Origin of the sequence: Pseudomonas oryzae (genome assembly GCF_900104805.1) — a bacterium.
GTDB lineage: Bacteria > Pseudomonadota > Gammaproteobacteria > Pseudomonadales > Pseudomonadaceae > Geopseudomonas > Geopseudomonas oryzae.
Genome location: NZ_LT629751.1, coordinates 2,071,959 through 2,095,992, shown reverse-complemented (window position 1 = coordinate 2,095,992; position 24,034 = coordinate 2,071,959). Strand labels below are relative to the sequence as shown.

Here is a 24,034-nt window from a genome sequence, read left to right as displayed (position 1 = left end):
CGACGGTTGGCACACACGACTCTCGTGGTCGGTGTCAGGTGCGCCGGGAACGGTCTGGCCGTTGCCCTTGTCAAGCGGCGCAGGCCCTCGGGCCTGGCGCGACTGGCGTCTCCTGCAAACTGTCAGCTACAGAAGCACTCAAACAGAAGGAGGAATCAAACAACGCTGCGGACGCTCGGGGCGTCTGGAAAGTCGAGTGCTACGCAGTCCGTCGTTTGTGCATCTCCACCCTGCACGTATTCCTGAGAATCGGGTGCCGCGCGCAGAATCCGCAGCGGGTTGGCATTTGCACGGAGCGCCTGGCGATCCGTACGTGATGTCTCGAGGCTTGATTTTCCGAGGCATGCGCTTGCACTGGCGCATGCCCCGTCGGACGGCTCGACGTCCATTGATCGTCTGTCCGCGGCCAGGTTGTCGGCTCTGGCATGCGGTAAAAGCCGCTTTTGGCGGCGCCCGGAATATAGCAGCAATCATTAAGTGCTTCAATTCTGGGAAAAATTGCTATGATTCGCGGATGACAACTCCCTCGCAAATCTCCACTGGCGTCCAGCTGCTCGAAGTGCAGCCGGAACTCGCCGGACAACGCATCGACAACTTCCTCCGGACGCAGTTGAAAGGTGTGCCCAAGACCCTGATCTACCGCATCCTGCGCAAGGGCGAGGTGCGGGTGAACAAGGGGCGGATCAAGCCCGAATACAAGCTGCAGGCCGGCGATGTGGTGCGCGTGCCGCCGTTGCGCGTCGCCGAGCGCGACGAGCCCGAGCCGCTGGCCCAGGGGCTGCTGCAGCGTCTGGAGGCGGCCATCGTCTACGAGGACAAGGCGCTGATCGTGCTCAACAAGCCGGCCGGTATCGCCGTGCATGGCGGCAGCGGCCTCAGTTATGGCGTCATCGAGGCGTTTCGTCAGTTGCGCCCGGAGGCCAAGGATATCGAGCTGGTGCACCGCCTCGATCGCGATACCTCGGGTCTGCTGATGATCGCCAAGAAGCGCAGCATGCTGCGTCACCTGCACGAGGCGCTGCGCGGCGACGGGGTCGACAAGCGCTACCTGGCGCTGGTGCGCGGCAGCTGGCCGACCTCGAAGAAGAAGGTCAGTGCGCCGCTGCTGAAGAACAACCTGCGCTCCGGCGAGCGGATGGTCGAGGTCAATGCCGAGGGCAAGGACGCGCTGACCGAGTTTCGCGTGGTGCGCCGCTTCGGCGAGTTCGCCACCCTGGTCGAGGCCAGTCCGATCACCGGGCGTACCCATCAGATCCGTGTGCACGCCAAGCATGCCGGCCATCCGATCGCCGGCGACAGCAAGTACGGCGACGACGATTTCACTCGCGAGATCCGCGAGCTGGGCGGCAAGCGTCTGTTCCTGCATGCTCATGCGCTGCGCGTGACCCTGCCCGATGGCCAGCAGCTGGCGCTGGAGGCGCCGGTGGACGAAGTGTGGGCGCAGACTCTGGAACGCCTCGATGCCTGATTACGGGCTGCTGGTATTCGATTGGGATGGCACTCTGGTCGACTCGATCGCGCGCATCGTCGAGTCGATGCGTGTGGCTGCCGACGAGTGCGTGCTGCCGCAGCTGGACGAGATCACCATTCGCGGGATCATCGGTCTTGGCTTGCCGGAGGCGATCCGCAGTCTCTATCCCGATCTCGAGGACGAAGCGCGGGTCGCCACCTTTCGGCGGGTCTACAGTGATCATTATCTGCTGCTGGAGCGTACGCCGTCGCCGCTGTTCGACGGCGTGCGCGAGTCGCTGCTGGCGTTTCGTGCGCAGGGCTACCGCCTGGCGGTGGCTACTGGCAAGAGTCGGCGCGGCCTGGAGCGCGTGCTGGCCGGGCATGGCTGGCAGGATTTCTTCGATATCACCCGCTGCGCCGATGAAACCGCCAGCAAGCCCGATCCGCGCATGCTGCGCGAGATCCTCGAGCATTGTGGGGTGGCGGCGCAGCGCGCGCTGATGGTGGGGGATTCGCCCTTCGATCTGCAGATGGCGCACAATGCCGGCATGACCGCGGTGGCGGTGGGATATGGTGCGCAGCCACTGGCGGTGCTGCGGGAGTATCGTCCGCATCTGGCCATCGACAGTTTTGATGGGCTTGTCCGCTGGCTGGATGGTGGTGCGTAATCGGTTGGGAGAGGAGTGAGGCGACATGCAACAGGATGAGTGGAAGGCTGCCGCGCCTTCGGATGAGAAGACCTGGAAGCTGCTGGAGAAGGCGGTGCTCGCCGGTGTGGTCGAGCAGCGTCGTGCGCGGCGCTGGGGGATCTTCTTCAAGAGTCTGGCCTTTCTCTATGTCTTCGTCGCGCTGTTCCTGTTTTCTCCCTGGGCCAAGCTGGACAAGGCGGCGGCCCTGAAGCCGCACACCGCAGTGATCGAGGTGCGCGGCGTGATCGCCGACGAGGAGCGTGCCAGTGCCGACAGTATCATCGGCAGCCTGCGCTCGGCGTTCGAGGACAAGAACACGCGTGCGGTGGTGCTGCGCATCAACAGTCCGGGCGGCAGTCCGGTGCAGTCCGGCTACATCTATGACGAGATCCGCCGCCTGCGCAGCAAGTATCCGGAGATCAAGCTGTACGCCGTGATCACCGATCTCGGTGCCTCCGGTGCCTACTACATCGCCAGTGCGGCTGATGCCATCTACGCCGACAAGGCCAGTCTGGTTGGTTCGATCGGTGTGACCGCTTCGGGCTTCGGCTTCGTCGACGTGATGGGCAAGGTGGGTGTGGAGCGGCGCGTGTATACCGCCGGCGAGCACAAGACCTTCCTGGATCCGTTCATGCCGCAGAAGGAGGATGAAACGCGCTTCTGGGGTACGGTGCTGGAGACCACCCACAAGCAGTTCATCGCCAGCGTCAAGCAGGGTCGTGGCGACCGCCTGAAGGACAAGGAGCATCCGGAGCTGTTTTCCGGGCTGGTCTGGTCGGGCGAGCAGGCGCTCGAACTCGGCTTGATCGATGGTCTGGGTAGCACCAGTCATGTGGCGCGCGAGGTGGTTGGTGAGGAGAATCTGGTCGATTTCACCGAGAGGGAATCGCCGATCGATCGCTTCGCCAAGAAGTTCGGTGTCGGCGTGGCCGAGCAGCTGTCGCTGTGGATGGGCTTGCGCGGCCCGGCCTTGCGCTGAGGATTCAGGGGATCTGCACGCCCTCGGCGAGCAGCATGTCCACAAGGCGGATCAGGGGCAGGCCGATCAGGCTGGTGGCGTCCTCGCCGGAGGTGCTGCGGAACAGGCTGATGCCGAGGCCTTCCGACTTGAAGCTGCCGGCGCAGTCGTAGGGTTGTTCGCGGTGCAGGTAGCGTTCGATGCGCGCATCGTCGAGCGGGCGGAAGTGCACGGTGAACGGCACGCAGGCGGTTTGTGTGTGACCGCTTTGCGAGTTGTGCAGGCACAGGCCGGTATGGAAGGTCACGCTGTTGCCGCTGGCGGCGCGCAGTTGCTCGCGGGCGCGCTCGAAGGTGTGCGGTTTGCCGAGGATGTGCGGGCCGAGTGCGGCGACCTGGTCGGAGCCGATGATCAGATGGTTGGGGTGGTGTGCGGCGAGGATGCGGGCCTTGGCTTCGGCCAGGCGGCAGACCAGGCGTTCGGCGCTCTCCCCGGGTAGCGCGGTTTCATCGACGTCCGGCGACTGGCAGGCAAAGGGCAGTTGCAGGCGTTCGAGCAGGGCGCGGCGATAGGCTGAGCTGGAGGCGAGAAGCAGGGGAAGCATAAGGGATCTCCTTGATATTCCAGCGATTCTAGGCGCCGCCCGTGGCCTCTGCACGCGCGGAATTTTCTTTGACAGTTAAAAGGGGTATCCCTAGAATGGCGCGCTTATGTTGAAAGGGCCGATTCCACCTCACGTCGATCCGCGAAAACTGGCCGATCGTGGCGCCACCCTCGAGGGTGAGTGGCCCATGGCCCAGTTTTCGCGGCTGTGCGAGCAGTTGGTCAGCGATGCCGGCACCGTCCATGCTCGTCTCGAGTTCGGTCGTGACGAGCAGGGGGTGATCGTCATGCGCGGCGAACTCGAGGTCGAGGTGCAGATGGTGTGCCAGCGTTGTCTGGAGCCGGCGACCCTTCCGGTGCACAGCAGGTTCGTCTATGCCGTGCTACGGGAAGGCGCCTCGGCGGATTCCCTGCCGAAAAGCTACGACGCGCTGGAAGTGGGTGAGGAGCCGCTCGACCTGATCGAACTGGTCGAAGACGAGTTGCTGCTTGCGCTTCCCATTGTACCGGCCCACGAACCCGATGCATGCCAGCCTCCGGGCGGCTTTGCAGCAGCACCAGAACCGAGCGTCAACGAGGTTTCGCGGTCCAACCCGTTCGATGTACTGGCGCAGTTGAAACGTGACCCAAACGTTTAGGAGTTAATCAGAATGGCTGTTCAACAGAACAAAAAGTCTCGTTCCGCTCGCGACATGCGTCGTTCCCACGATGCGCTCGAGGCCAACGCACTGTCCGTCGAGAAGAGCACCGGTGAAGTCCACCTGCGCCACCACGTGAGCCCGGATGGCTTCTACCGTGGTCGCAAGGTGGTCGACAAGGGCGCTGACGAGTAATCCTTGTCCGCTCCGATCATCGCGATCGACGCAATGGGTGGGGACTTCGGTCCCCGCTGCATTGTTCCAGCCTGCATTGACAGTCTGGCTGAATTCCCCTCCCTGCGGCTGATTCTCGTCGGCCAGGCTCAGATCATCGAGCAATTGATCGCAGAGCATCCCGCTGCCGATCGTTCCCGTTTGCTTGTGCACCCCGCCAGCGAAGTGATCGCGATGGACGAACGTCCAGCGCAGGCCCTGCGCTGCAAGGTCGATTCCTCCATGCGTCAGGCGCTCGAGCTGGTGCGCTCCGGCGCGGCCCAGGCCTGCGTCAGCGCCGGCAATACCGGTGCCCTGATGGCGCTCTCCCGTTATGTGCTGAAGACCCTGCCGGGCATCGACCGGCCGGCGATGATCAGTGCTGTGCCGACCGCGCGCGGGCGCTGCCACCTGCTTGACCTCGGCGCCAATGTCGATTGCACGGCCGAGCATCTCTACCAGTTCGCCGTGATGGGGGCGGTGGTCGCCGAAGCCCAGGGGGTGCCCAGGCCGCGGGTGGCGCTGCTGAATGTCGGTACCGAAGACATCAAGGGCAACCAGCAGGTGCGTCTGGCGGCCAGTCTGCTGCAGCAGGCGGAGGCGCTCAACTACATCGGCTTCGTCGAGGGCGATGGCCTCTATCGCGGCGAGGCGGATGTCGTGGTCTGCGACGGCTTCGTCGGCAATGTCGTGCTCAAGGCCAGCGAAGGGCTGGCGTCGATGATCGCGGCGCGCCTGGAGGCGCTGTTCCGCTCCGGTGTGCGGGCGCGCCTGGTCGGCCTGCTTGCGCTGCCCCTGCTGAGGCGCCTGAGTGGCGAGCTGCGGCCGGCGCGGCACAATGGCGCGAGTTTTATCGGGTTGCAGGGGATTGTGGTAAAAAGCCACGGCGGCGCTGGCCCCGAAGGTTTTCGGGCGGCCATCGGGCGGGCACTGGCCGAAGTCGGCGAGAATCTGCCTCAGCGCCTGCATGGGCGCCTCGGTCAGCTGCTCCGGTGACTGGGTGTGACCCGTGCAGGGCGCCTGTCATCCAACAGTCAATCCGCTGCGGCGCCGAATGCGCTGCGGCCTCCTGACGAACAAGTACACAAGGGACTTGCTCCATGTCTTCTTCCCTCGCTTTCGTTTTCCCCGGTCAGGGCTCCCAGGCTGTCGGCATGCTCGCCGAGCTGGGGACGCAGCACGCCGTGATCGGCGAGACCTTCGCCGCAGCCTCCGCCGCTCTGGGCTATGACCTCTGGGCGCTGACCCAGGAAGGCCCAGCCGAGCAGCTCAATCAGACCGACAAGACCCAGCCGGCCATCCTCACTGCCTCGATCGCCCTGTGGCGCCTGTGGCAGGCCGAGGGTGGCACGCAGCCGGCCTTCGTCGCCGGTCACAGTCTGGGCGAGTACTCCGCTCTGGTGGCTGCGGGCTGCCTGCCCTTTGCTGATGCAGTCAAGCTGGTCGAGCTGCGCGGTCAACTGATGCAGCAGGCGGTGCCGGCCGGGCAGGGTGGCATGGCGGCCATCCTCGGTCTGGACGACGACACCGTGCGTGCCGCCTGTGCCGAGGCGGCGCAGGGCGAGGTGGTCAGTGCGGTCAACTTCAACGCGCCGGGGCAGGTGGTGATCGCCGGCGCCGCAGCGGCAGTCGAGCGCGCCATCGAGGCGTGCAAGGCCAAGGGCGCCAAGCGTGCCATGGCGTTGCCGGTCAGCGTGCCGTCGCACTGTGCGCTGATGCGTCCGGCGGCTGAGAAATTCGCCGCGGCGGTGGAGGCCATCGATTGGCAGACTCCGCAGATCGCCATCGTGCAGAACACCAGTGCCCAGGTGCCCGCCGACCTGGCGGTGCTCAAGCGCGACCTGCTCGAGCAGCTGTACAGTCCGGTGCGCTGGGTCGAAAGCATCGTGACCCTGGCCGAGCAGGGTGTGACCGAGCTGGTCGAGTGCGGTCCCGGCAAGGTGCTGTCCGGTCTCAACAAGCGCTGCGCCAAGGGCGTCAACACCCACAATCTGGATACCCCCGAGGCCTTCGCCGCCGCCCGCGCGGCCCTGGCCTGATCATCAGGAGAATCACCCATGAGTCTGCAAGGTAAGGTGGCTCTGGTCACCGGCGCCACCCGTGGTATCGGCCAGGCCATCGCCCTGGAACTGGGCCGTCAGGGCGCCATCGTCATCGGCACCGCCACCAGTGCGGCCGGCGCCGAGCGCATCGCCGAATACCTGAAGGCGGCCGGCATCGAAGGTGCCGGACTGGTCCTCGACGTCGCCAGCGACGAGTCGGTGGCCCAGACCCTGGAGCACATCCAGCAGCACCTCGGCCAGCCGACCATCCTGGTCAACAACGCCGGCATCACCCGCGACAACCTGATGCTGCGGATGAAGGACGAGGAGTGGCATGACGTCATCAATACCAACCTGACCAGCATCTATCGCCTGTCCAAGGCCGTGCTCAAGGGCATGACCAAGGCGCGCTGGGGTCGGATCATCAACATCAGCTCGGTGGTCGGCTCGATGGGCAATGCCGGTCAGGCCAACTACGCTGCGGCCAAGGCCGGCGTCGAAGGCTTCAGCCGCGCCCTGGCTCGTGAAGTCGGCTCGCGCAACATCACCGTCAACGCCGTGGCGCCGGGCTTCATCGACACCGACATGACCCGCGAGCTGCCGGAAGCGCATCGCCAGAACCTGCTGACCCAGATCCCGCTGGGTCGTCTGGGGCAGGCCGAGGAGATCGCCAGCGTGGTTGGTTTCCTCGCCGGTGAGGGCGGAGCCTACGTGACCGGTGCGACCATCCCGGTCAATGGCGGCATGTACATGTAAAGAGTGGCGTGGCGGCGCATCTTTCGGATGTTCGCCGCTTCCATTTTGCAGGCGTATGTGGTTGTTTTAGCACCTGTTTTTTGAACAGAAAAATGGCGTAGGCCGGTAGCGCGGCAAGGGTTTTGCTTGAAAAACCGAAAACCCTTTCTATACACTACCGGCCACCAGCTACATGGAACTCTCCATAGGAGTGAGAATTAGATATGAGCACCATCGAAGAACGCGTCAAGAAGATCGTTGCCGAGCAGCTTGGCGTCAAAGAAGAAGAAGTGACCAACAGCGCTTCCTTCGTTGAAGACCTGGGCGCCGACTCCCTGGACACCGTTGAGCTGGTCATGGCTCTCGAAGAAGAATTCGAGACCGAAATTCCGGACGAGCAGGCCGAGAAGATCACCACCGTTCAGGAAGCCATCGATTACATCAATGCTCACGGTCAGCAGTAAGTAATCGTCGGTTCCGGCCGGAAGAAGCCGCACGTCCGCAAAGACGTGCGGTTTTTCTTTGTGTGAAAGGAAGACGTAGCAGTCAGTTGGCTACGCTTCGCTGCTGTAGTGGATCAACAAGAGGAGAGCGCTGTGTCGCGTAGACGCGTCGTGGTCACCGGTCTTGGCATGCTGTCACCCCTCGGCCCGGATGTGGCCAGCAGTTGGCAGGGTGTGCTGGCCGGACAGAGTGGCATCGGTCCGATCGGGCATATGGATGTCTCGGCTTTCGCTACCCGCTTCGGTGGATCGGTCAAGGGCTTCAACGTCGAGGACTACCTGCCGGCCAAGGAAGCTCGCAAGATGGACCTCTTCATCCAGTACGGCATGGCTGCCAGTCTGCAGGCGGTGCGCGATGCCGGCCTGGAGGTCACCGATGCCAACCGCGAGCGTGTCGGCGTCGCCATGGGGTCGGGCATCGGCGGCCTGACCAACATCGAGAACAACGCCAAGTCGCTGCACGAGCAGGGGCCGCGGCGCATCTCGCCGTTCTTCGTGCCGAGCTCGATCATCAACATGATTTCCGGGTTCCTGTCGATCCATCTGGGCGCGCAGGGTCCCAACTACGCCATCACCACCGCCTGCACCACCGGCACCCACAGCATCGGTATGGCCGCGCGCAACATCGCCTACGGCGAGGCCGACGTGATGATCGCCGGCGGCGCCGAGATGGCCACCTGCGGCCTGGGGCTCGGTGGCTTCGGCGCGGCCCGCGCGCTGTCCACCCGCAACGACGAGCCGACGCGCGCCAGCCGTCCGTGGGATCGCGGTCGCGACGGCTTCGTGCTGGCCGACGGCGCCGGCGCCCTGGTGCTGGAAGAACTCGAGCATGCCAAGGCTCGCGGCGCGCGCATCTATGCCGAGCTGGTCGGCTTCGGCATGAGCGGCGACGCCTACCACATGACCGCACCGCCGGAGAACGGCGATGGCGCCGCGCGCTGCATGCAGAATGCGCTGCGCGATGCCGGTCTCAATCCGGAGCAGGTGCAGTACATCAACGCTCACGGCACCTCGACCCCGGCTGGCGACCTGGCCGAGGCCGCGGCGGTCAAGCGTGTGTTCGGCGAGCACGCCTACCGTCTGGCGGTCAGCTCCACCAAGTCGATGACCGGCCACCTGCTGGGCGCCGCCGGTGCGGTGGAGGCGATCTTCAGCATTCTCGCCCTGCGCGATCAGGTTGCGCCGCCGACCATCAACCTCGACGATCCGGATGAGGGCTGCGACCTCAACTTCGTCGCCCACGAGGCGCAGGCCATGCCGATCGACGTGGCGGTGTCCAACTCCTTCGGCTTCGGTGGCACCAACGGTACCCTGGTGTTCCGCCGACTGGTCGACTGATGCCGGTGTGGATCGACGGTCGTCCGGCAGACACGCTGCCGGTCTCCGACCGTGGATTGGCCTACGGCGATGGTCTGTTCGAGACCATCGCCGTGCGCCAAGGCCGGATCGCCCTGCTCGAGCGGCACATGCAGCGGCTGGCCGAGGGTGCTCGCCGTCTGGTTCTGCCTCTCGATCTCGCCCTGGTGCGCAGCGAGTTGCTCGCGTTCGCCGGCGAACTCCGTCAGGGGGTGGCCAAGCTGATCGTCACCCGCGGCGATGGTCAGCGCGGTTACGCACCGCCAGTCGACGCCCGTTGCCGGCGCATCCTCAGTGGCGGCCCGGTGCCTGCCTATCCGCCGCGGCATCGCCTCGACGGCATTCGTCTGTTCCCCTGCGCGACCCGCCTGGCGGAACAACCGCTGTTGGCCGGGCTCAAGCATCTCAATCGTCTGGAGCAGGTGCTCGCCCGCAGCGAGTGGCAGGATCCGGCCTGTGCCGAGGGCCTGATGCGCGACCACAATGGGCGGCCGATCGAGGGTGTGTTCAGCAACCTGTTCCTGGTCAGGGACGGCGAGTTGCTGACGCCTGCGCTGACCCGCTGCGGGGTGGCCGGGGTGATGCGCGCGGAAATCCTCGAGCGGGCAGTCGCTGCCGGAGTCGCTTGCCGCGTCGTCGATCTCGATTATGCCGACTTGCTGGCGGCGGACGAGGTATTTCTCTGCAACAGCCAGTATGGCATCTGGCCGGTGGTGGCCTTTGAGACCCATGTCTGGCCGGTCGGCGGGCTGACCCGTAAACTCCAGCTAATGCTCACCGACCTGGTGGATGTCTGATTCGTGAAGCGCCTGTTGCTGTATTTCCTCGAAGGCGGGCTGATGTTGGCCGGCCTGTTGCTGGCCATCATCGGCTGGCAACAGCACGTCGCCCTCAACCAGCCCCTTGAACTGGCCGAGGAGCGTCTGCTCGAAGTGCCTTCGGGGGCGACGCCCAGTGGCCTGCTGACCCGTCTGGAGGACGATGGCGTCCTCGACGGTGCGCTGTGGCTGCGTCTGTACTGGCGCTTCAATTACCACGGCAAGGGCCTGCACAGCGGCGAATACCGCCTGACCCCGGGGCAGACCGCGCTCGATCTGCTTCGTCAGTGGCGCAGCGGCGAGGTGGTGCAGTACAACCTGACTCTGGTGGAGGGGTGGACCTTCCGCCAGCTGCGTGCCGCGTTGTCCGCTCAGGAGCGCCTGGAGCAGACCCTCGCCGGTCTGGATGACGCGGCGGTGATGCAGCGTCTCGGTCTGGCCGGTCAGCACCCGGAAGGGCGCTTCTTCCCCGACACCTATCGCTACGTGCGCGGCATGCGCGATATCGACCTGCTGCGTCAGGCCCACCAGCGTCTGACCGAGGTACTGGACAGCGAATGGCAGCAGCGCGCCGCCGACCTCCCGTACCGGGATGCCTATCAGGCTCTGGTCATGGCCTCCCTGGTGGAGAAGGAGACCGGCGTGGCCAGCGAGCGCGAGCAGATCGCCGGGGTGTTCGTCCGCCGTCTGCGTCTCGGCATGCTGCTGCAGACCGACCCGACGGTGATCTACGGCCTCGGCGAGCGCTATGACGGTAACCTGACGCGTGCCCACCTGCGCGAGCCGACGCCGTACAACACCTACGTCAACGCCGGCCTGCCGCCGACGCCGATCGCCATGGTCGGTCGCGAGGCGATCCGCGCCGCCCTGCATCCGGCCGGCGGCGACAGCCTCTACTTCGTGGCGCGTGGCGATGGCTCGCACGTGTTCACCCGCAGTCTCGACGAACACAACCGCGCCGTGCGCGAATACCAGCTCAAGCGCCGCGAGGACTACCGTTCCAGCCCGGCTGCCGCATCACAAGGAAATGCCCAGTGAGTGGTCTGTTCATCACCCTCGAAGGCCCGGAAGGCGCCGGCAAGAGCACCAACCGCGAATACCTGGCCGAATGCCTGCGCAGCGCCGGCTGCCAGGTGCTGCTCACCCGCGAGCCGGGCGGCACGCCGTTGGCCGAGCGGATCCGCGAGCTTCTGCTGGCGCCCAGCGATGAACCGATGTCCGCCGATACCGAGCTGCTGCTGGTATTCGCCGCGCGTGCCCAGCATCTGGCCCAGGTCATTCGCCCGGCGCTCGAGGCCGGCAAGGTGGTGCTCTGCGACCGCTTCACCGATGCCACCTACGCCTATCAGGGCGGCGGCCGCGGGCTGCCGCTCGAACGCATTGCCCTGCTCGAGGAGTTCGTCCAGGGCGGGCTGCGGCCCGACCTGACCCTGGTGTTCGACCTGCCGGTGGAGGTCGGTCTGGCCCGCGCTCAGGCCCGCGGCCGCCTGGATCGCTTCGAGCAGGAGGCCCGCTCCTTCTTCGAGGCGGTGCGGCAGACCTATCTCGAGCGTGCCCGCCAGGCGCCGGCGCGTTACCGTGTGCTGGATGCCGCGCAGCCGCTGGCGGCCGTCCAGACGCAGATCGACGGTCTGTTGCCCGAGCTGCTGGAGCGTGCCCGTGGCTGAGATCTTCCCCTGGCAGGAAGATCTGTGGCAGCGCCTCAGTCGCCGCGAGCGGCATGCCCATGCCTATCTGCTGCACGGCCCGGCGGGCATCGGCAAGCGCACCCTGGCCGAACGTCTGGTGGCGCTGCTGCTGTGCGGCCGGCCGGACGGTGGCGGGGCCTGCGGGCAGTGCAAGTCCTGCCTGCTGCTGCGTGCCGGCAGTCATCCGGACTATTTCGACCTGCAGCCGGAGGAGGCCGACAAGCCGATCCGCGTCGATCAGGTGCGCGAACTGGTGGATTTTGTGGCGCAGACCGCCCAGCTCGGCGGGCGCAAGCTGGTCCTCCTGGAGCCGGCCGAGGCGATGAACCTCAATGCCGCCAATGCCCTGCTGAAGAGCCTGGAAGAGCCCTCGGGCGACACCGTGATGCTGCTGGTCAGCCACCAGCCCAGTCGCCTGTTGCCGACCATCAAGAGCCGCTGCCTGCAGCAGGCCTGCCCGCAACCCGACCCCGCCACGGCGCTCGCCTGGCTGGCTGCGCGTCTGCCCGGCCTGGATGCCGAGTTGCACCGGCGCCTGCTCGAACTGGCGGCCGGCTCGCCGCTGCGGGCCCTGGCCCTGCATGAGGGCGGTGTACTGGAACAGCGCAGCCTGGTCGAGGAGGGCGTCAAGAAGCTGCTCAAGCAGCAGGCCGGGCCCAGCGAGCTGGCCGAGGCCTGGAAGAACATTCCGCTGCCGCTGCTCCTCGACTGGTTCTGCGAGTGGCTGCTGCTGGTGCTGCGCTTCCAGATGAGTGGCGATGAGGCGCACCTGGGGCCGGCGCAGATGAGTCGGGTGATGCGCTACCTGGCCGAGCGCACGCCGCTGCCACAGTTGCTGGCGCTGCAGGACTGGCTGCTCGCCGAGCGGCAGAAAGTGCTGAGCAAGGCCAATCTCAATCGCGCACTGCTTCTCGAAGCCCTGCTGGTACGATGGGCAAGCCTGCCGCTGGCAGGCTAGAATCGATGACTGCTTCAGCCTCGGAAGTACTTCCATGAGCATGCCCCCGAACCTTGGCGGTCGTAACGCCATCCTGACCGTCGCCCTCAAGGACAAGGCCCAGCTGTACGCGGCCTACATGCCCTTCGTACGCAATGGCGGCCTGTTCGTGCCCACCAGCAAGACCTATCGTCTCGGCGACGAGGTGTTCATGCTGCTGAGCCTGATGGACGAGCCGGAAAAGCTTCCGGTCGCCGGCAAGGTGGTCTGGGTCACCCCCAAGGGAGCCCAGGGCAACCGTCAGGCCGGCATCGGCGTGCAGTTCAACGACGGCGACCGCGTCACCCGCAACAAGATCGAGACCTATCTGGCCGGCGCGCTCAAGTCCGAACGCCCGACCCTGACCATGTAATGATCCTCGTAGACTCCCATTGCCATCTCGACCGCCTGGACCTCAAGGCCCACGGCGGTTCCCTCGATGCCGCCCTGGCGGCAGCCCGTGGCCGCGGTGTCGGCCTGTTCCTGTGCATCGGCGTCAGCGCCGACAACGCTGCGGCGGTGCGTCGTCTGGCGGCCAGCTACCGCGACGTGTACTGCTCGGTTGGAGTCCATCCGCTGGATCTCGAGCCCGGCCGCGAGCCGGTGCTCGACTGGCTGCTGGGCGAGTTGGGCGATCCGCGTGTGGTCGCCATCGGCGAAACCGGCCTCGACTATCACTACCAGCCGGAAGCCGCCAGCCTGCAACAGGCCGGTTTCCGGCTGCACCTGGAAGCCGCCCGGCAGACCGGCAAGCCGGTCATCGTGCACACCCGCGAGGCGCGCGCCGATACCCTGGCCATGCTGCGCGAGGCCGACCTGCCGCAGGCCGGCGTGCTGCACTGCTTCACCGAAGACTGGGCGATGGCCGAGGCGGCCCTGGACATGGGCTACTACATCTCCCTGTCCGGCATCGTCACCTTCCGCAACGCCGAGGCGCTGCGCGAGGTGGCCCGCCGGGTGCCGGCCGACCGCCTGCTGGTGGAGACCGACGCGCCTTACCTGGCGCCGGTACCGCATCGCGGCAAGTCCAACCTGCCGGAGTACGTGCGCGACGTCGCGGAGTTCCTCGCCGGACTGCGCGGGGTGTCGATTGAGGCCCTGGCGGAGCAGACCACGGCCAACTTCCATCGCCTGTTTCCGCTCGCCGTACCGCCCAGAATCTGAACCGCGCAAAAAAAAACCCGGATTCTGGGGGATGAATCCGGGTCAAGACCATTAGGAGTGAAACCGGAACAGGCGCTCCACGCTGCTCCGCCTGACGGGCACTTGGGGGAGAGTGCCGCACATCAGTGATTAACAGTATTGACCAGCCATCCGCGTCTGATAGGTTCGAGTCACGCTGTTTTAAAACGGATTTGAAATAGTTTCGTGTCTGCTGATTGCGTCACCGCATCAATGGCTGTCTGGCGCGGCCTTCAGGCCAGTTGTGCAAGCAATTCAAGCGTTTCCTCGATCACCGTTTCCGCCGTATAGAAATGCGGCGACAGGCGGATGCCGCCGCCGCGCAGGGCGCAGACGACCTGGTTCTGCCTGAGGCTCTCGAACAGTGCGGCATTGTCCCGGTCGTTCAGGGTAAAGGTCAGGATGCCGCCCCGTCGCTCCGGCTCCCGTGGGCTCAGCAGTCGGGCGCCGGGCAGGGTGACGATGCCGGCCTGCAGCTGGGCGATGCGCGCCTCGATCAGCGTCGCCACCCGGGCCATGCCGACCTCATCGAGCAGCGCCAGGCTGGCCTCCAGCGCCGTGGCGCCGAGCATGTTCGGGCTGCCGCACTCGAAGCGCCGCGCGCTGCGCGCCGGCTGCCAGTCGCGGCGGTCGTAGTTGCCGATATCTTCCAGCATGTGCCAGCCGTACTCGTGCAGCCTGAGCTGCTCGCGCAGGTCTCGGCGGCAGTAGAACACCCCGAGGCCTTCCGGGCCGAGCAGCCACTTGTGGCCGTCGGCCATGGCGAAGGCGCAGCCGCTGGCCTGCACGTCGAACGGCTGGGCGCCGAGCTGCTGGATGGCGTCGATGCACAGCAGCACGCCGCGTTGCGTGCAGCCGGCGCCGATACGCTGCATGTCCAGACGCAGGCCGCTGGCGTACTGCACCGCGCTGATCGCCAGCAGGCGGGTGCGCGGCGTGCAGGCGGCGAGCAGGGCGCCCTCCGGATCGGCCCCGGCGATGTCCACCTCGATGACCTCGACGCCCTGCGGGCGCAACGCCTCCCACACCACCCGGTTGGAGGGGAACTCCTGGTCGCTGATCACCACTTGGTCGCCGGCGCGCCAGTCGAGGCCGAAGGCGACGAACGACAGCGCTTCCGAGGTGTTCTTCACCAGCGCCACGTCGGCGCTGGACGGCGCGTTGAGCAGCCGGGTCAGGCGCTGGCGCAGGCGCTGTTCCACCTGCAGCCACTGCGGGTAGTCGCGCGCGCCGATGCGCAGGTTCTGTTCGGCGAAGGCGCACACCGCTTCGCTGGCGCGCCGTGGCCAGGGGGCTACGGCCGCGTGGTTGAGGTAGCGCAGGCCCGGCTCCTGGGGGAATTCGTCTTGCCAATCGCGCATGCTCGTGCTCCTGCAATATGCTGGTTTGCGGCATCATACCGTTCGGTCCGGACGAACCGGGCGTTTTCCGTAGAGGAGGGGCGATGAGCGATACGGACAAGGCCGGCGATCTGCTGCAGCAGATTCCCGCCAGCAAGGGCGGTCTGCCGCCGGTGCATCTATGGAATCCGCCGTTCTGCGGCGACATCGACATGCGCATCGCCCGCGACGGCAGCTGGCACTACCTCGGTACGCCGATCGGCCGTCCGGCGATGGTGCGGCTGTTCTCGACCATCCTGCGCCGCGATGGCGACGACTACTTCCTGGTCACGCCGGTCGAGAAGGTGGGCATCCGCGTCGACGATGCGCCCTTCGTGGCGGTGGAGATGGAGGTCGAGGGGGCGGGGGAGGGCCAGGCGCTGCGTTTTCGCACCAATGTCGACGACGAGCTGGTGGCCGGGGCAGAGCACCCGCTGCGCGTCGTGCTGGATGCACAGAGCGGCGAGCCGTCGCCCTACGTGCACGTGCGCGCTAACCTGGAGGCGCTGATCCATCGCAACGTGTTCTACCAGCTGGTCGAGCTGGCGGTGCCGCGGGAGATCGACGGACAGGTCTGGCTCGGCGTGTGGAGCGGCGGCGAGTACTTCCCCATCGCGCCGCAGCCGGAGTAGGGCGGCAGAAACGGAAAAGGCCCCGCAGGGCCTTTTCGTCAGTGCTTACATGTTGGGGTAGTTCGGCCCGCCAGTGCCTTCTGGAGCGACCCAGGTGATGTTCTGCGCCGGGTCCTTGATGTCGCAGGTCTTGCAGTGCACGCAGTTCTGCGCGTTGATCTGGAACTTCTTCTCGCCGTTTTCCTGGGTGACGATCTCGTACACCCCGGCCGGGCAGTAGCGCTGCGCCGGCTCATCAAAGAGCGGCAGGTTCTTCGCCAGCGGGATCGAGGCGTCGGCCAGCCTCAGGTGGCAGGGCTGGTCTTCCTCGTGGTTGGTATTGGAGAGGAACACCGAGGACAGCTTGTCGAAGCTGAGCTTGCCGTCCGGCTTGGGATAGTCGATGCGCTGGGACTGGGCGGCCGGCTTCAGGCAGGCATGGTCCGGCTTATTGTCGTGCAGGGTGAGCGGGATCTTGCCGCCGAACAGGTTCTGGTCGACGAAGTTGAATGCGCCGCCGAGGATGGCGCCGAACTTGTGGATCGCCGCGCCGAAGTTGCGGCTGCGGAACAGCTCGTCGTACAGCCAGCTGTCCTCGAAGGCCTTGACGTAGTTGTTCAGCTCGTCGCCGCCCTCGCGACCGGCGGCCAGCGCCTCGACGATCGCCTCGGCGGCCAGCATGCCGGACTTCATCGCGGTGTGGCTGCCCTTGATCTTGGCGAAGTTGAGGGTGCCGGCGTCGCAGCCGATCAGCGCGCCGCCGGGGAAGACCATCTTGGGCAGCGAGTTCAGGCCGCCCTTGCAGATGGCGCGGGCGCCGTAGGCGATGCGCTTGCCGCCCTCCAGGTACTGCCTGATCACCGGGTGGTGCTTGTAGCGCTGGAACTCGTCGAACGGCGACAGGTAGGGGTTGCTGTAGGACAGGTCGACGATCAGGCCGACCACCACCTGGTTGTTCTCCAGGTGGTAGAGGAAGGAGCCGCCCGGGTTGTCGTCGTTCAGCGGCCAGCCGGCGGTGTGCACCACCAGGCCCGGCTCGTGTTTGGCCGGATCGATCTCCCACAGCTCCTTGATGCCGATGCCGTAGTGCTGGGCGTCGGCCTTGGCGTCCAACTGGTACTTCGCGATCAGCTGCTTGCCGATATGGCCGCGGCAGCCCTCGGCGAACAGGGTGTACTTGGCGCGCAGCTCCATGCCCGGGGTGTACAGGCCGTCCTTGGGGTTGCCTGCGTGATCGACGCCGAGATCGCCGGTGACGATGCCGCGCACCACGCCCTTGTCGTCGATCAGCGCTTCTTGGGCGGCGAAGCCCGGGTAGATCTCCACGCCGAGGTTCTCGGCCTGTTGGGCCAGCCAGCGGCACAGGTTGCCGAGGGAGATGATGTAGTTGCCTTCGTTGTGCATGGTCCTGGGCACGGCGAAGTCGGGGATCTTGCTGGCGGCGGAGTCGTTCTTGAGCAGATAGATGTCGTCGCGCTTGACCGGGGTGTTGAGCGGCGCGCCGAGGGCCTGCCAGTCGGGGAACAGTTCATCGAGCGCGCGTGGCTCGAACACCGCGCCGGAGAGGATGTGGGCGCCGACTTCGGAGCCTTTCTCCACCACGCAGACGCTGAGCTCCTGGCCGGCTTCGGCGGCCTTCTGCTTCAGACGGCAGGCGGCGGACAGGCCGGCAGGGCCCGCTCCGACGATGACGACGTCGAATTCCATGTATTCGCGTTCCACTCTCTATCTCCTAACTCAAGGCTGGCAATCTGCTTGTTGGAATCCGCAAGGCGGTTTTTGTGCAGCGCAGTATTTTTACGCTGGACAGCAACTCTGATACAAGCGTCTGTTGGGTACTGGCTGAAAGGCGCGCATTTTAAAGGGCGGCGCCAGCGGAGTGGAAGTTTTGTCGTATTGACCGGGTTTGGGGATGCGGTCAAGATACTGCGTTTATGTCGGTCGCGGTATAGCCGAGAGTCGGTTCGACCCGGCGGGCAGCCCGGCCTGGCGGCACCCTGCGCCGCCACAACAACTCACCGGAGAACATGAGGAATCCATGAAGATTCTGGTAGCTGTCAAACGCGTGGTCGATTACAACGTCAAGGTCCGCGTCAAGGCGGACAATTCCGGCGTCGATCTCGCCAACGTCAAGATGTCGATGAACCCGTTCTGCGAGATCGCCGTGGAAGAAGCGGTGCGTCTGAAGGAGAAGGGGGTAGCCACCGAGATCGTCGCGGTCTCCGTCGGCCCGACCGCTGCCCAGGAGCAACTGCGTACCGCCCTGGCCCTCGGCGCCGATCGCGCCATCCTGGTCGAGTCCAATGACGAGCTGAATTCCCTGGCCGTGGCCAAGTTGCTCAAGGCCGTGGTCGACAAGGAGCAGCCGCAGCTGATCATCACCGGCAAGCAGGCCATCGACAGCGACAACAACCAGACCGGCCAGATGCTCGCCGCGCTGACCGGCTTCGCCCAGGGCACCTTCGCCTCCAAGGTCGAGGTGGCCGGCGACAAGGTCAACGTCACCCGCGAGATCGACGGTGGCCTGCAGACCGTGGCCCTCAAGCTCCCGGCCATCGTCACCACCGACCTGCGTCTCAACGAGCCGCGCTACGCCTCGCTGCCCAACATCATGAAGGCCAAGAAGAAGCCGCTCGACGTGCTGACTCCGGATGCTCTCGGCGTGTCCACCGCCTCCACCGTGAAGACCCTCAAGGTCGAAGCGCCGGCCGCGCGCAGCGCCGGCATCAAGGTAAAGTCGGTGGCCGAACTGGTCGAGAAACTGAAGAACGAAGCGAAGGTGATCTGATGACCATTCTCGTCATTGCCGAACACAACAACGCCGCCCTGGCTGCCGCGACCCTGAATACCGTGGCCGCCGCCGCACAGATCGGTGGCGACATCCACGTGCTGGTCGCCGGCCAGGGGTGCGCCGCCGTGGCCGAAGCCGCTGCCAAGGTTGCCGGCGTGGCCAAGGTGCTGGTCGCCGACAACGCCGCCTTCGCCCACCAGCTGCCGGAAAACGTCGCCCCGCTGGTAGCCGAGCTCGGCAAGGGTTACAGCCACGTGCTGGCCGCTGCCACCACCACCGGCAAGAACGTGCTGCCGCGCGTCGCCGCGCTGCTCGACGTCGACCAGATCTCCGAGATCATCAAGGTGGTTTCCGCCGACACCTTCCAGCGTCCGATCTACGCCGGCAACGCCATCGCCACCGTGCAGTCCTCGGCTGCCGTCAAGGTGATCACCGTGCGCGGCACCGGCTTCGACGCCGTGGCCGCCGAGGGTGGCAGCGCCGCCATCGAAGCGGTTGCCGTTGGCGGTGACGCCGGTATCTCCGCCTTCGTCGGCGAGGAGCTGGCCAAGTCCGACCGTCCGGAGCTGAGCTCGGCGCGCGTGGTGGTCTCCGGTGGCCGCGGCATGCAGAACGGCGACAACTTCCAGCTGCTCTACAAGCTGGCCGACAAGCTCGGCGCCGCCGTCGGTGCCTCGCGCGCCGCCGTCGATGCCGGCTTCGTGCCCAACGACCTGCAGGTCGGCCAGACCGGCAAGATCGTCGCCCCCGAGCTGTACATCGCCGTGGGCATCTCCGGTGCCATCCAGCACCTGGCCGGCATGAAGGACTCCAAGGTGATCGTGGCGATCAACAAGGACGAGGAGGCGCCGATCTTCCAGGTCGCCGACTACGGCCTGGTCGCCGACCTGTTCGAAGCCGTGCCTGAGCTGGAACAGTCCCTGTAAGGACGCTCCGCTCCCGAAAACCCGCTCCCCGGAGCGGGTTTTTTGTCGCCTTTTTCCGCCCCTGGATCAGTTACCCTGCCTGCACTGCGCCCCGGCGCTGCCGGCAACCGATTTCGAGGATTTCCATGTCTGTTCGCTCCTTCCTGTCGCGCGTGACCCTGGCCACCCTGCTTGCCGTCTCGACCCAGGCCCTGGCCGCCGGCAAGTGCGAGCGCCTGGTCGCCACCGGCGCACCGGACCAGCCGCCCTACCTGTGGCAGGACCCGCAGCACCCCGAGCAGCTGATGGGCGCCAGCGCCGACCTGCTCAAGGCGCTGGGGCAGGAGCTGGGCGTACAGGTCGAGGTGATCCACACCGGCAAGCGTGCCGAGGCTCTCGACGATGCGCTCAATGGCCGGGTTGACCTGCTGGCGGGCAGCTACCTGACGCCGGCCGGGCTGGAGCAGTTCGACTTCATCCACCCGGCCTATCTCGAGGTGCCGGTGCATGTCTGGGCGCAGCGCGACCATGCACCGCTGTTCGCCCGGCTGGCCGACCTGGCCAGCCACCGCGGGCTGGCGGTGGGAACCGGCAGCTATGCCGAGCCGCTGCTGGCGCAGGTCGATGCGCTCAAGCTCAAGCGCAGCGCCAAGACCGGCCAGGCCCTGCAGCAGCTGCAGCAGGGCAAGCTGGACTTCCTGCTGCTCGAGCGCTACGCCGGGCTGGCGGAGGTCGAGCGCCGGGGGCTGGCCATCGAACTGGTCGCCCTGCAGCCGCCGCTCAGCGCGGAGCCGCTGTACCTCGCGCTGTCGCACAACTCGGCGTGCAACCACCCGTGGCTGCGCGGACAGCTGGCGAAAAAGATGACAGAATTTCGCAACGCCGGCCTGCCGCAGTCCCTGCTCCAGCTCAATCTGGAGCGCTGGAAGGCGCAGCAGCCCCCGGCCAAGCTCTGAAGCAGGATGTTGATTCGATGACTCCACGCATCTGTGCCGTGCTGGCACTTTCGCTGCTGGCCGGCTGCGCCAGCGATCCGGCCCCGCAGGCCCAGTTGCAGCTTTCCGAAGAGGCCCTCCAGCAGGCTCGCGCGGTCGGTGCCGATGCTTCCCTGGAGGAACTGCGCGCGGCCGAAGAGGCCCTTGCCGCTGCCCGCGAAGCCGCCACCCGGGAGGAGTACCGCAGGGCGCGCATGCTCGCCGAGCGAGCCGAGCTGGATGCTCGTCTCGCCGAGGCGCGGACCCTGACCGCCAAGAGCGGCGCGCAGATCGCCGAGGTGAAGGGCGGCATCAAGCAGCTGCGTACCGAGCTGGGAGGTCAGCCATGAATCTGTCGAACCTGCGCCCGCTGTTGGGCCTTTGTGGCGTGCTGGCGCTGGCCGGCTGTGCCGGGCACGGAGCGTCCCAGCACGAGCTGGACAAGGCGCGTGGCAGCTACGAGCAGGTGGCGGGCGACGATGCCGTGCTGGCCAGTGCGCCCAAGGACGTGGTCCGCGCCGGCGAGTCGCTGGCGCGCGCCGAGCGTCTGAGCAGCTACTGGGGCAGCGGCGAGGATGTCGCCCATTACGCCTACCTGAGCCAGCGCTACAGCGCCATCGCCCGCGAGCACAGCCTGCTCGCCGCGCAGCAGCGCCAGCTGGAGAAGCTCCGCCAGGAGCGCGAGGGGCTGCAGTCGGCCCTGCGCGAGGCCAGGCTGCTCAGCGTGCAGCAGCAGAGCAGCTGGCTGGAGGAGCAGATGGACAGTCTGGCCACCATGCCGACCGAACGCGGCCTGGTGATGACCCTGGGCGATGTGCTGTTCGACACCGGGCGGGCGGAGCTGAAGAGTTCGGCCAACCGCACGGTGCTCAAGCTCTACCAGTTTCTCACCCTCAATCCGCAGCGCAAGGTGCGCATCGAGGGCTACACCGACAGTCGCGGTCCGGCTGCCGAGAACCTCGAGCTGTCGCGCGCCCGGGCGCAGACGGTGGCCGACGTGCTTGTAGAGCTGGGCGTCGACGCCGCGCGCATCGAGGTGCAGGGCTATGGCGAGGCCTACCCGCTGGCGGCCAACGCTTCGGCGCAGGGACGGGCGGAGAATCGTCGGGTCGAGATCGTGTTTTCCGACGACCAGGGCCAGCTCAGCCCGCCGCGCGAGTAGGGCCTGTCGTTGGCTGAAGTGTGTGTCCGGCTGCCGGCAGCCGCTGCTGTGAGGTTGGTGATGAGAGGCGTGCGCACTGTGCTCTGTCTCGGGGCGTTGCTGGCGCTGGTTGCCTGTGACTCGGATCGCCCTGCGCCCGAAAGCAAGCCGCCGGCCGCGCCGGCCGTGCAGCCGGCGGCGGAGCCGGAGTCCGCCGCACCTCCGGCCCCATCCGAGCCTGCGGTAGCGCCACCGCCAGCCGCGCCCGAGCCGCAATCCACGCCGCAGGTCATCGCGCAGCCGCCAGCGCAGCCCAGGCCGGCGGCGCCCGCCAGTCCGCCTGCGGCGCCGAAGCCGGCGGTACCGAGTCAGCCTGTCGCGCCAGTGACGCCGCAGCCGGAGCCTGTGCCGGTGGCTGTCGAGCGCCCGCTGGATCTCAGCCTGCCCGGCGCGCTCGATGAGGTCTTCCCCCTGCCTGACGCCGCGCTTGCCGTGCCGGCTGCCGGCGAAGAAACGCCGGGCGGCTTGCTGCCGCCGCTGTTCAAGGCCGAGGAGGACAAGCAGTCTTCGTTCGAGCTGGGTGGGCGGCTGATCACCACCGAGCACCCGGAAGAGGACGGGGAGGGCTACTGGGATAGCGTCGAGGGCGCGGAGCTGCAGCTGCACTTCCGGCGCTGAGGGCGGGGCTCATTCGTCCTCGCCATCCTCTTCGCGCGCCTTGGCCTGCAGTTCGGCTTCGCGTTTGCGCATGCGCTGCAGTTCTTCCTCGCTGAGCGGCATCTTGTCCGCGCTGTCGCGCAACAGCAGCAGGCTGCCGATCACCAGGCCGAAAGCCAGAGCCAGAAACAACCAGGCAAACCAGGGCATGACACTCTCCAGAGGGGGCGATGTCTCCACCATAGCGCCGGCGGCGGTGGCTGTCTCGTCCGATTTCGCGGGCCACATGCGCTACAATGCGCACCGATTCGATTCACCGAGAGAACCCCATGTCCTGCCAGACCCCGATCATCGTCGCCCTGGATTTCCCCAATCGCGAGGCCGCCCTGGCCCTGGCTGACCAGCTCGATCCGCAACTGTGCCGGGTCAAGGTCGGCAAGGAGCTGTTCACCCGTTGTGGCCCGCAGATCGTCGAGACCCTGGCCGGCAAGGGTTTCGAGGTGTTCCTCGACCTGAAATTCCACGACATTCCCAACACCACGGCGATGGCGGTCAAGGCCGCCGCCGAGCTGGGCGTGTGGATGGTCAACGTGCACTGCTCCGGCGGCCTGCGCATGATGACGGCCTGTCGTGAAACCCTGGACGCCCTGAGCGGACCGAAGCCGCTGCTGATCGGCGTGACCGTGCTGACCAGCATGGAGCGCAGCGACCTGGCCGGTATCGGCCTGGACGTCGAACCGCAGGAGCAGGTGCTGCGCCTGGCCGGCTTGGCCGCGCAGGCCGGCCTCGATGGCCTGGTCTGCTCCGCCCAGGAGGCGCCGGCGCTCAAGGCCGCCCAGCCGCAGTTGCAACTGGTGACCCCGGGCATCCGTCCTGCCGGCAGCGCCCAGGATGACCAGCGCCGGATCCTCACCCCGCGCCAGGCGCTGGAAGCCGGCTCCGACTACCTGGTGATCGGCCGGCCGATCAGCCAGGCGGCCGACCCCGCCGCGGCACTGGCGGCAGTCGTGACCGAACTGCGCGGCTGACTTCGCGCCGCGCACCGACGACCAGGGAGGGCAGGGTGATGCGCGAGTTCGATCCCTACCGCCCGCCGCAGGCGCCGCTGCTCGACGAGCGCCTGCCGGCGTCCTTCGTCGAACACTGGGCGCGTGACCAGTTGCTGGTGCTGGGCGGCCTCGCCCTCGGTTTCGCCTTCGGCCTGTTCGTCCTGCTGGTCCTCGGTTTCTGGCAGGCGCTGTATCCCGAGCTCCAGCCGCTGGTCTTCACCCATCTGCTGCGCCTGCTGCTGGTGCCCTTGTGGACCTACCTGCTGCTGCGTCTGCGCGCTCTGCTGGCCAGTCGCTTCGGTCTGCAGGGCGGCCTGGATTGGGCGCTGTGGCTGCAGGTCGCCTTGGCCTTCCTGGCCACCGGCTTTGCCGCCCTGCAGGAGGAATACGCGGCGGCCTATCCCGCCGCGCTGGAGCTGGCCAGTTTCGCCCTGTTCGTCGCCCTGGGACTGAGCGTCCTGCGCTTCGCCCTGGCGCTGTGGCGCATTCGCCGTCCCTACCCGGCGCTGCGGCTGTTCGCCTGGTTGCTGCTGCTGGCCGGTGTGGCCTGCGCCAGTGTGCTGCTGCTGGTGCCGGCCCTGCTGCTGTGTCTGGCTGCCAGCGTCGCCCTGGCCTGGGTGTTCTTCGCCGCGGCGGCGGAACGGCGGGCCTGAACGAAAAAACCGGCCTCAGGG

Annotated in this window: 29 protein-coding genes; 25 read left to right on the top strand and 4 right to left on the bottom strand. The window is 66.7% G+C overall.

Going from position 1 to position 24,034, the window contains the following annotated elements:
* Positions 1–514: 514 nt before the first annotated feature.
* Genes rluC through BLT78_RS09295 form a run of 3 tightly spaced genes read left to right on the top strand, consistent with a single transcriptional unit; the run spans position 515 to position 3,120 of the window.
* Positions 515–1,468, top strand: coding sequence for a 23S rRNA pseudouridine(955/2504/2580) synthase RluC (gene rluC / locus BLT78_RS09305; protein WP_090348707.1), 954 nt, complete (start codon positions 515–517; stop codon positions 1,466–1,468).
* Positions 1,461–2,120: an HAD-IA family hydrolase gene (locus BLT78_RS09300; RefSeq protein ID WP_090348706.1), complete on the top strand. Its 660-nt coding sequence runs from the start codon at positions 1,461–1,463 to the stop codon at positions 2,118–2,120. The genes rluC and BLT78_RS09300 overlap by 8 nt, the downstream gene beginning before the upstream one ends.
* A 25-nt stretch (positions 2,121–2,145) precedes the next feature.
* Positions 2,146–3,120, top strand: coding sequence for a S49 family peptidase (locus tag BLT78_RS09295; protein WP_090348705.1), 975 nt, complete (start codon positions 2,146–2,148; stop codon positions 3,118–3,120).
* A 4-nt stretch (positions 3,121–3,124) separates the two neighbouring features.
* Here the strand turns inward: BLT78_RS09295 and BLT78_RS09290 are convergent, their stop codons facing one another.
* Positions 3,125–3,703: a Maf family protein gene (locus tag BLT78_RS09290; protein WP_090348704.1), complete on the bottom strand. Its 579-nt coding sequence runs from the start codon at positions 3,701–3,703 to the stop codon at positions 3,125–3,127.
* Positions 3,704–3,809: 106 nt separating this feature from the next.
* Here BLT78_RS09290 and BLT78_RS09285 point away from each other — a divergent pair, with 106 nt between their 5' ends.
* The 13 genes from BLT78_RS09285 to BLT78_RS09225 all read left to right on the top strand — a co-directional run bounded on the left by BLT78_RS09285 (position 3,810) and on the right by BLT78_RS09225 (position 13,835).
* Positions 3,810–4,340 carry a YceD family protein gene (locus BLT78_RS09285; protein WP_090348703.1) on the top strand — a complete coding sequence of 177 codons (531 nt, stop codon included), beginning with the start codon at positions 3,810–3,812 and terminating at the stop codon, positions 4,338–4,340.
* Positions 4,341–4,352: 12 nt separating this feature from the next.
* Entirely contained in the window at positions 4,353–4,535 is a 183-nt protein-coding gene (gene rpmF / locus BLT78_RS09280) for a 50S ribosomal protein L32 (protein ID WP_037043129.1), read from the top strand.
* 3 nt (positions 4,536–4,538) lie between these two features.
* The gene (plsX, locus tag BLT78_RS09275) at positions 4,539–5,549 is read left to right on the top strand and encodes a phosphate acyltransferase PlsX (protein WP_090348702.1); all 1,011 of its coding nucleotides are present in this window, start codon (positions 4,539–4,541) and stop codon (positions 5,547–5,549) included.
* Positions 5,550–5,653: 104 nt separating this feature from the next.
* Entirely contained in the window at positions 5,654–6,592 is a 939-nt protein-coding gene (gene fabD / locus BLT78_RS09270) for an ACP S-malonyltransferase (protein ID WP_090348701.1), read from the top strand.
* An 18-nt stretch (positions 6,593–6,610) separates the two neighbouring features.
* Positions 6,611–7,351: a 3-oxoacyl-ACP reductase FabG gene (gene fabG, locus BLT78_RS09265; protein ID WP_090348700.1), complete on the top strand. Its 741-nt coding sequence runs from the start codon at positions 6,611–6,613 to the stop codon at positions 7,349–7,351.
* 203 nt (positions 7,352–7,554) lie between these two features.
* The gene (gene acpP, locus BLT78_RS09260; protein ID WP_090348699.1) at positions 7,555–7,794 is read left to right on the top strand and encodes an acyl carrier protein; all 240 of its coding nucleotides are present in this window, start codon (positions 7,555–7,557) and stop codon (positions 7,792–7,794) included.
* A 132-nt stretch (positions 7,795–7,926) separates the two neighbouring features.
* Complete coding sequence (fabF, locus tag BLT78_RS09255) at positions 7,927–9,171, top strand: beta-ketoacyl-ACP synthase II (RefSeq protein ID WP_090348698.1); 1,245 nt, start codon at positions 7,927–7,929, stop codon at positions 9,169–9,171.
* Positions 9,171–9,986, top strand: coding sequence for an aminodeoxychorismate lyase (gene pabC, locus BLT78_RS09250; protein ID WP_090348697.1), 816 nt, complete (start codon positions 9,171–9,173; stop codon positions 9,984–9,986). Before fabF ends, pabC begins: the two co-directional genes overlap by 1 nt.
* A 42-nt stretch (positions 9,987–10,028) precedes the next feature.
* Positions 10,029–11,045, top strand: a complete 1,017-nt coding sequence (gene mltG, locus BLT78_RS09245; RefSeq protein ID WP_090352233.1) for an endolytic transglycosylase MltG — start codon at positions 10,029–10,031, stop codon at positions 11,043–11,045.
* Positions 11,042–11,674, top strand: a complete 633-nt coding sequence (gene tmk, locus BLT78_RS09240; RefSeq protein WP_090348696.1) for a dTMP kinase — start codon at positions 11,042–11,044, stop codon at positions 11,672–11,674. Before mltG ends, tmk begins: the two co-directional genes overlap by 4 nt.
* Positions 11,667–12,653, top strand: a complete 987-nt coding sequence (locus BLT78_RS09235) for a DNA polymerase III subunit delta' (protein ID WP_090348695.1) — start codon at positions 11,667–11,669, stop codon at positions 12,651–12,653. Before tmk ends, BLT78_RS09235 begins: the two co-directional genes overlap by 8 nt.
* 34 nt (positions 12,654–12,687) lie before the next feature.
* The gene (locus BLT78_RS09230; RefSeq protein WP_090348694.1) at positions 12,688–13,044 is read left to right on the top strand and encodes a PilZ domain-containing protein; all 357 of its coding nucleotides are present in this window, start codon (positions 12,688–12,690) and stop codon (positions 13,042–13,044) included.
* A 2-nt stretch (positions 13,045–13,046) separates the two neighbouring features.
* Positions 13,047–13,835, top strand: coding sequence for a TatD family hydrolase (locus tag BLT78_RS09225; protein WP_090352231.1), 789 nt, complete (start codon positions 13,047–13,049; stop codon positions 13,833–13,835).
* 251 nt (positions 13,836–14,086) lie between these two features.
* On the opposite strand, the gene BLT78_RS09220 is transcribed toward BLT78_RS09225, so the two are convergent.
* The gene (locus BLT78_RS09220) at positions 14,087–15,214 is read right to left on the bottom strand and encodes an aminotransferase class V-fold PLP-dependent enzyme (protein WP_090348693.1); all 1,128 of its coding nucleotides are present in this window, start codon (positions 15,212–15,214) and stop codon (positions 14,087–14,089) included.
* Between the two features lie 83 nt (positions 15,215–15,297).
* Here BLT78_RS09220 and BLT78_RS09215 point away from each other — a divergent pair, with 83 nt between their 5' ends.
* Positions 15,298–15,864, top strand: a complete 567-nt coding sequence (locus tag BLT78_RS09215) for a DUF1285 domain-containing protein (RefSeq protein ID WP_090348692.1) — start codon at positions 15,298–15,300, stop codon at positions 15,862–15,864.
* 45 nt (positions 15,865–15,909) lie between these two features.
* On the opposite strand, the gene BLT78_RS09210 is transcribed toward BLT78_RS09215, so the two are convergent.
* Positions 15,910–17,565 (bottom strand): electron transfer flavoprotein-ubiquinone oxidoreductase, encoded by a 1,656-nt coding sequence (locus BLT78_RS09210; RefSeq protein ID WP_090348691.1) that lies wholly within the window; start codon positions 17,563–17,565, stop codon positions 15,910–15,912.
* Between the two features lie 316 nt (positions 17,566–17,881).
* On the opposite strand from BLT78_RS09210, the gene BLT78_RS09205 reads away from it, so the two are divergent.
* The 6 genes from BLT78_RS09205 (at position 17,882) to BLT78_RS21715 (ending at position 22,332) form a co-directional block, all read left to right on the top strand.
* Entirely contained in the window at positions 17,882–18,631 is a 750-nt protein-coding gene (locus tag BLT78_RS09205) for an electron transfer flavoprotein subunit beta/FixA family protein (protein WP_090348690.1), read from the top strand.
* The gene (locus BLT78_RS09200; RefSeq protein WP_090348689.1) at positions 18,631–19,560 is read left to right on the top strand and encodes an electron transfer flavoprotein subunit alpha/FixB family protein; all 930 of its coding nucleotides are present in this window, start codon (positions 18,631–18,633) and stop codon (positions 19,558–19,560) included. The genes BLT78_RS09205 and BLT78_RS09200 overlap by 1 nt, the downstream gene beginning before the upstream one ends.
* 125 nt (positions 19,561–19,685) lie before the next feature.
* Complete coding sequence (locus BLT78_RS09195; RefSeq protein ID WP_090348688.1) at positions 19,686–20,495, top strand: substrate-binding periplasmic protein; 810 nt, start codon at positions 19,686–19,688, stop codon at positions 20,493–20,495.
* 17 nt (positions 20,496–20,512) lie between these two features.
* Positions 20,513–20,863, top strand: a complete 351-nt coding sequence (locus tag BLT78_RS09190) for a DUF4398 domain-containing protein (protein WP_090348687.1) — start codon at positions 20,513–20,515, stop codon at positions 20,861–20,863.
* Positions 20,860–21,675, top strand: a complete 816-nt coding sequence (locus BLT78_RS09185) for an OmpA family protein (protein WP_090348686.1) — start codon at positions 20,860–20,862, stop codon at positions 21,673–21,675. The genes BLT78_RS09190 and BLT78_RS09185 overlap by 4 nt, the downstream gene beginning before the upstream one ends.
* A 390-nt stretch (positions 21,676–22,065) precedes the next feature.
* Entirely contained in the window at positions 22,066–22,332 is a 267-nt protein-coding gene (locus tag BLT78_RS21715; protein ID WP_231975847.1) for a hypothetical protein, read from the top strand.
* A gap of 9 nt (positions 22,333–22,341) precedes the next feature.
* Here the strand turns inward: BLT78_RS21715 and BLT78_RS09175 are convergent, their stop codons facing one another.
* Positions 22,342–22,521 (bottom strand): DUF2897 family protein, encoded by a 180-nt coding sequence (locus BLT78_RS09175; protein WP_090348685.1) that lies wholly within the window; start codon positions 22,519–22,521, stop codon positions 22,342–22,344.
* Between the two features lie 119 nt (positions 22,522–22,640).
* On the opposite strand from BLT78_RS09175, the gene pyrF reads away from it, so the two are divergent.
* Positions 22,641–23,339 (top strand): orotidine-5'-phosphate decarboxylase, encoded by a 699-nt coding sequence (gene pyrF, locus BLT78_RS09170; protein ID WP_090348684.1) that lies wholly within the window; start codon positions 22,641–22,643, stop codon positions 23,337–23,339.
* Positions 23,340–23,377: 38 nt separating this feature from the next.
* Complete coding sequence (locus BLT78_RS09165) at positions 23,378–24,013, top strand: hypothetical protein (protein ID WP_090348683.1); 636 nt, start codon at positions 23,378–23,380, stop codon at positions 24,011–24,013.
* Positions 24,014–24,034: the final 21 nt, after the last annotated feature.

Coding starts and splice junctions, on each gene's coding strand:
- BLT78_RS09295 (WP_090348705.1), top strand. CDS start 2,146: ATGCAACAGGATGAGTGGAAGGCTGCCGCGCCTTCGGATGAGAAGACC.
- BLT78_RS09185 (WP_090348686.1), top strand. CDS start 20,860: ATGAATCTGTCGAACCTGCGCCCGCTGTTGGGCCTTTGTGGCGTGCTG.
- acpP (WP_090348699.1), top strand. CDS start 7,555: ATGAGCACCATCGAAGAACGCGTCAAGAAGATCGTTGCCGAGCAGCTT.
- pyrF (WP_090348684.1), top strand. CDS start 22,641: ATGTCCTGCCAGACCCCGATCATCGTCGCCCTGGATTTCCCCAATCGC.
- mltG (WP_090352233.1), top strand. CDS start 10,029: ATGTTGGCCGGCCTGTTGCTGGCCATCATCGGCTGGCAACAGCACGTC.
- BLT78_RS09175 (WP_090348685.1), bottom strand. CDS start 22,521: ATGCCCTGGTTTGCCTGGTTGTTTCTGGCTCTGGCTTTCGGCCTGGTG.
- BLT78_RS09200 (WP_090348689.1), top strand. CDS start 18,631: ATGACCATTCTCGTCATTGCCGAACACAACAACGCCGCCCTGGCTGCC.
- BLT78_RS09195 (WP_090348688.1), top strand. CDS start 19,686: ATGTCTGTTCGCTCCTTCCTGTCGCGCGTGACCCTGGCCACCCTGCTT.
- fabD (WP_090348701.1), top strand. CDS start 5,654: ATGTCTTCTTCCCTCGCTTTCGTTTTCCCCGGTCAGGGCTCCCAGGCT.
- BLT78_RS09205 (WP_090348690.1), top strand. CDS start 17,882: ATGAAGATTCTGGTAGCTGTCAAACGCGTGGTCGATTACAACGTCAAG.
- BLT78_RS09230 (WP_090348694.1), top strand. CDS start 12,688: ATGAGCATGCCCCCGAACCTTGGCGGTCGTAACGCCATCCTGACCGTC.
- rpmF (WP_037043129.1), top strand. CDS start 4,353: ATGGCTGTTCAACAGAACAAAAAGTCTCGTTCCGCTCGCGACATGCGT.
- BLT78_RS09300 (WP_090348706.1), top strand. CDS start 1,461: ATGCCTGATTACGGGCTGCTGGTATTCGATTGGGATGGCACTCTGGTC.
- BLT78_RS09290 (WP_090348704.1), bottom strand. CDS start 3,703: ATGCTTCCCCTGCTTCTCGCCTCCAGCTCAGCCTATCGCCGCGCCCTG.
- BLT78_RS09220 (WP_090348693.1), bottom strand. CDS start 15,214: ATGCGCGATTGGCAAGACGAATTCCCCCAGGAGCCGGGCCTGCGCTAC.
- fabG (WP_090348700.1), top strand. CDS start 6,611: ATGAGTCTGCAAGGTAAGGTGGCTCTGGTCACCGGCGCCACCCGTGGT.
- BLT78_RS09190 (WP_090348687.1), top strand. CDS start 20,513: ATGACTCCACGCATCTGTGCCGTGCTGGCACTTTCGCTGCTGGCCGGC.
- BLT78_RS09285 (WP_090348703.1), top strand. CDS start 3,810: ATGTTGAAAGGGCCGATTCCACCTCACGTCGATCCGCGAAAACTGGCC.
- BLT78_RS09165 (WP_090348683.1), top strand. CDS start 23,378: ATGCGCGAGTTCGATCCCTACCGCCCGCCGCAGGCGCCGCTGCTCGAC.
- BLT78_RS09215 (WP_090348692.1), top strand. CDS start 15,298: ATGAGCGATACGGACAAGGCCGGCGATCTGCTGCAGCAGATTCCCGCC.
- rluC (WP_090348707.1), top strand. CDS start 515: ATGACAACTCCCTCGCAAATCTCCACTGGCGTCCAGCTGCTCGAAGTG.
- pabC (WP_090348697.1), top strand. CDS start 9,171: ATGCCGGTGTGGATCGACGGTCGTCCGGCAGACACGCTGCCGGTCTCC.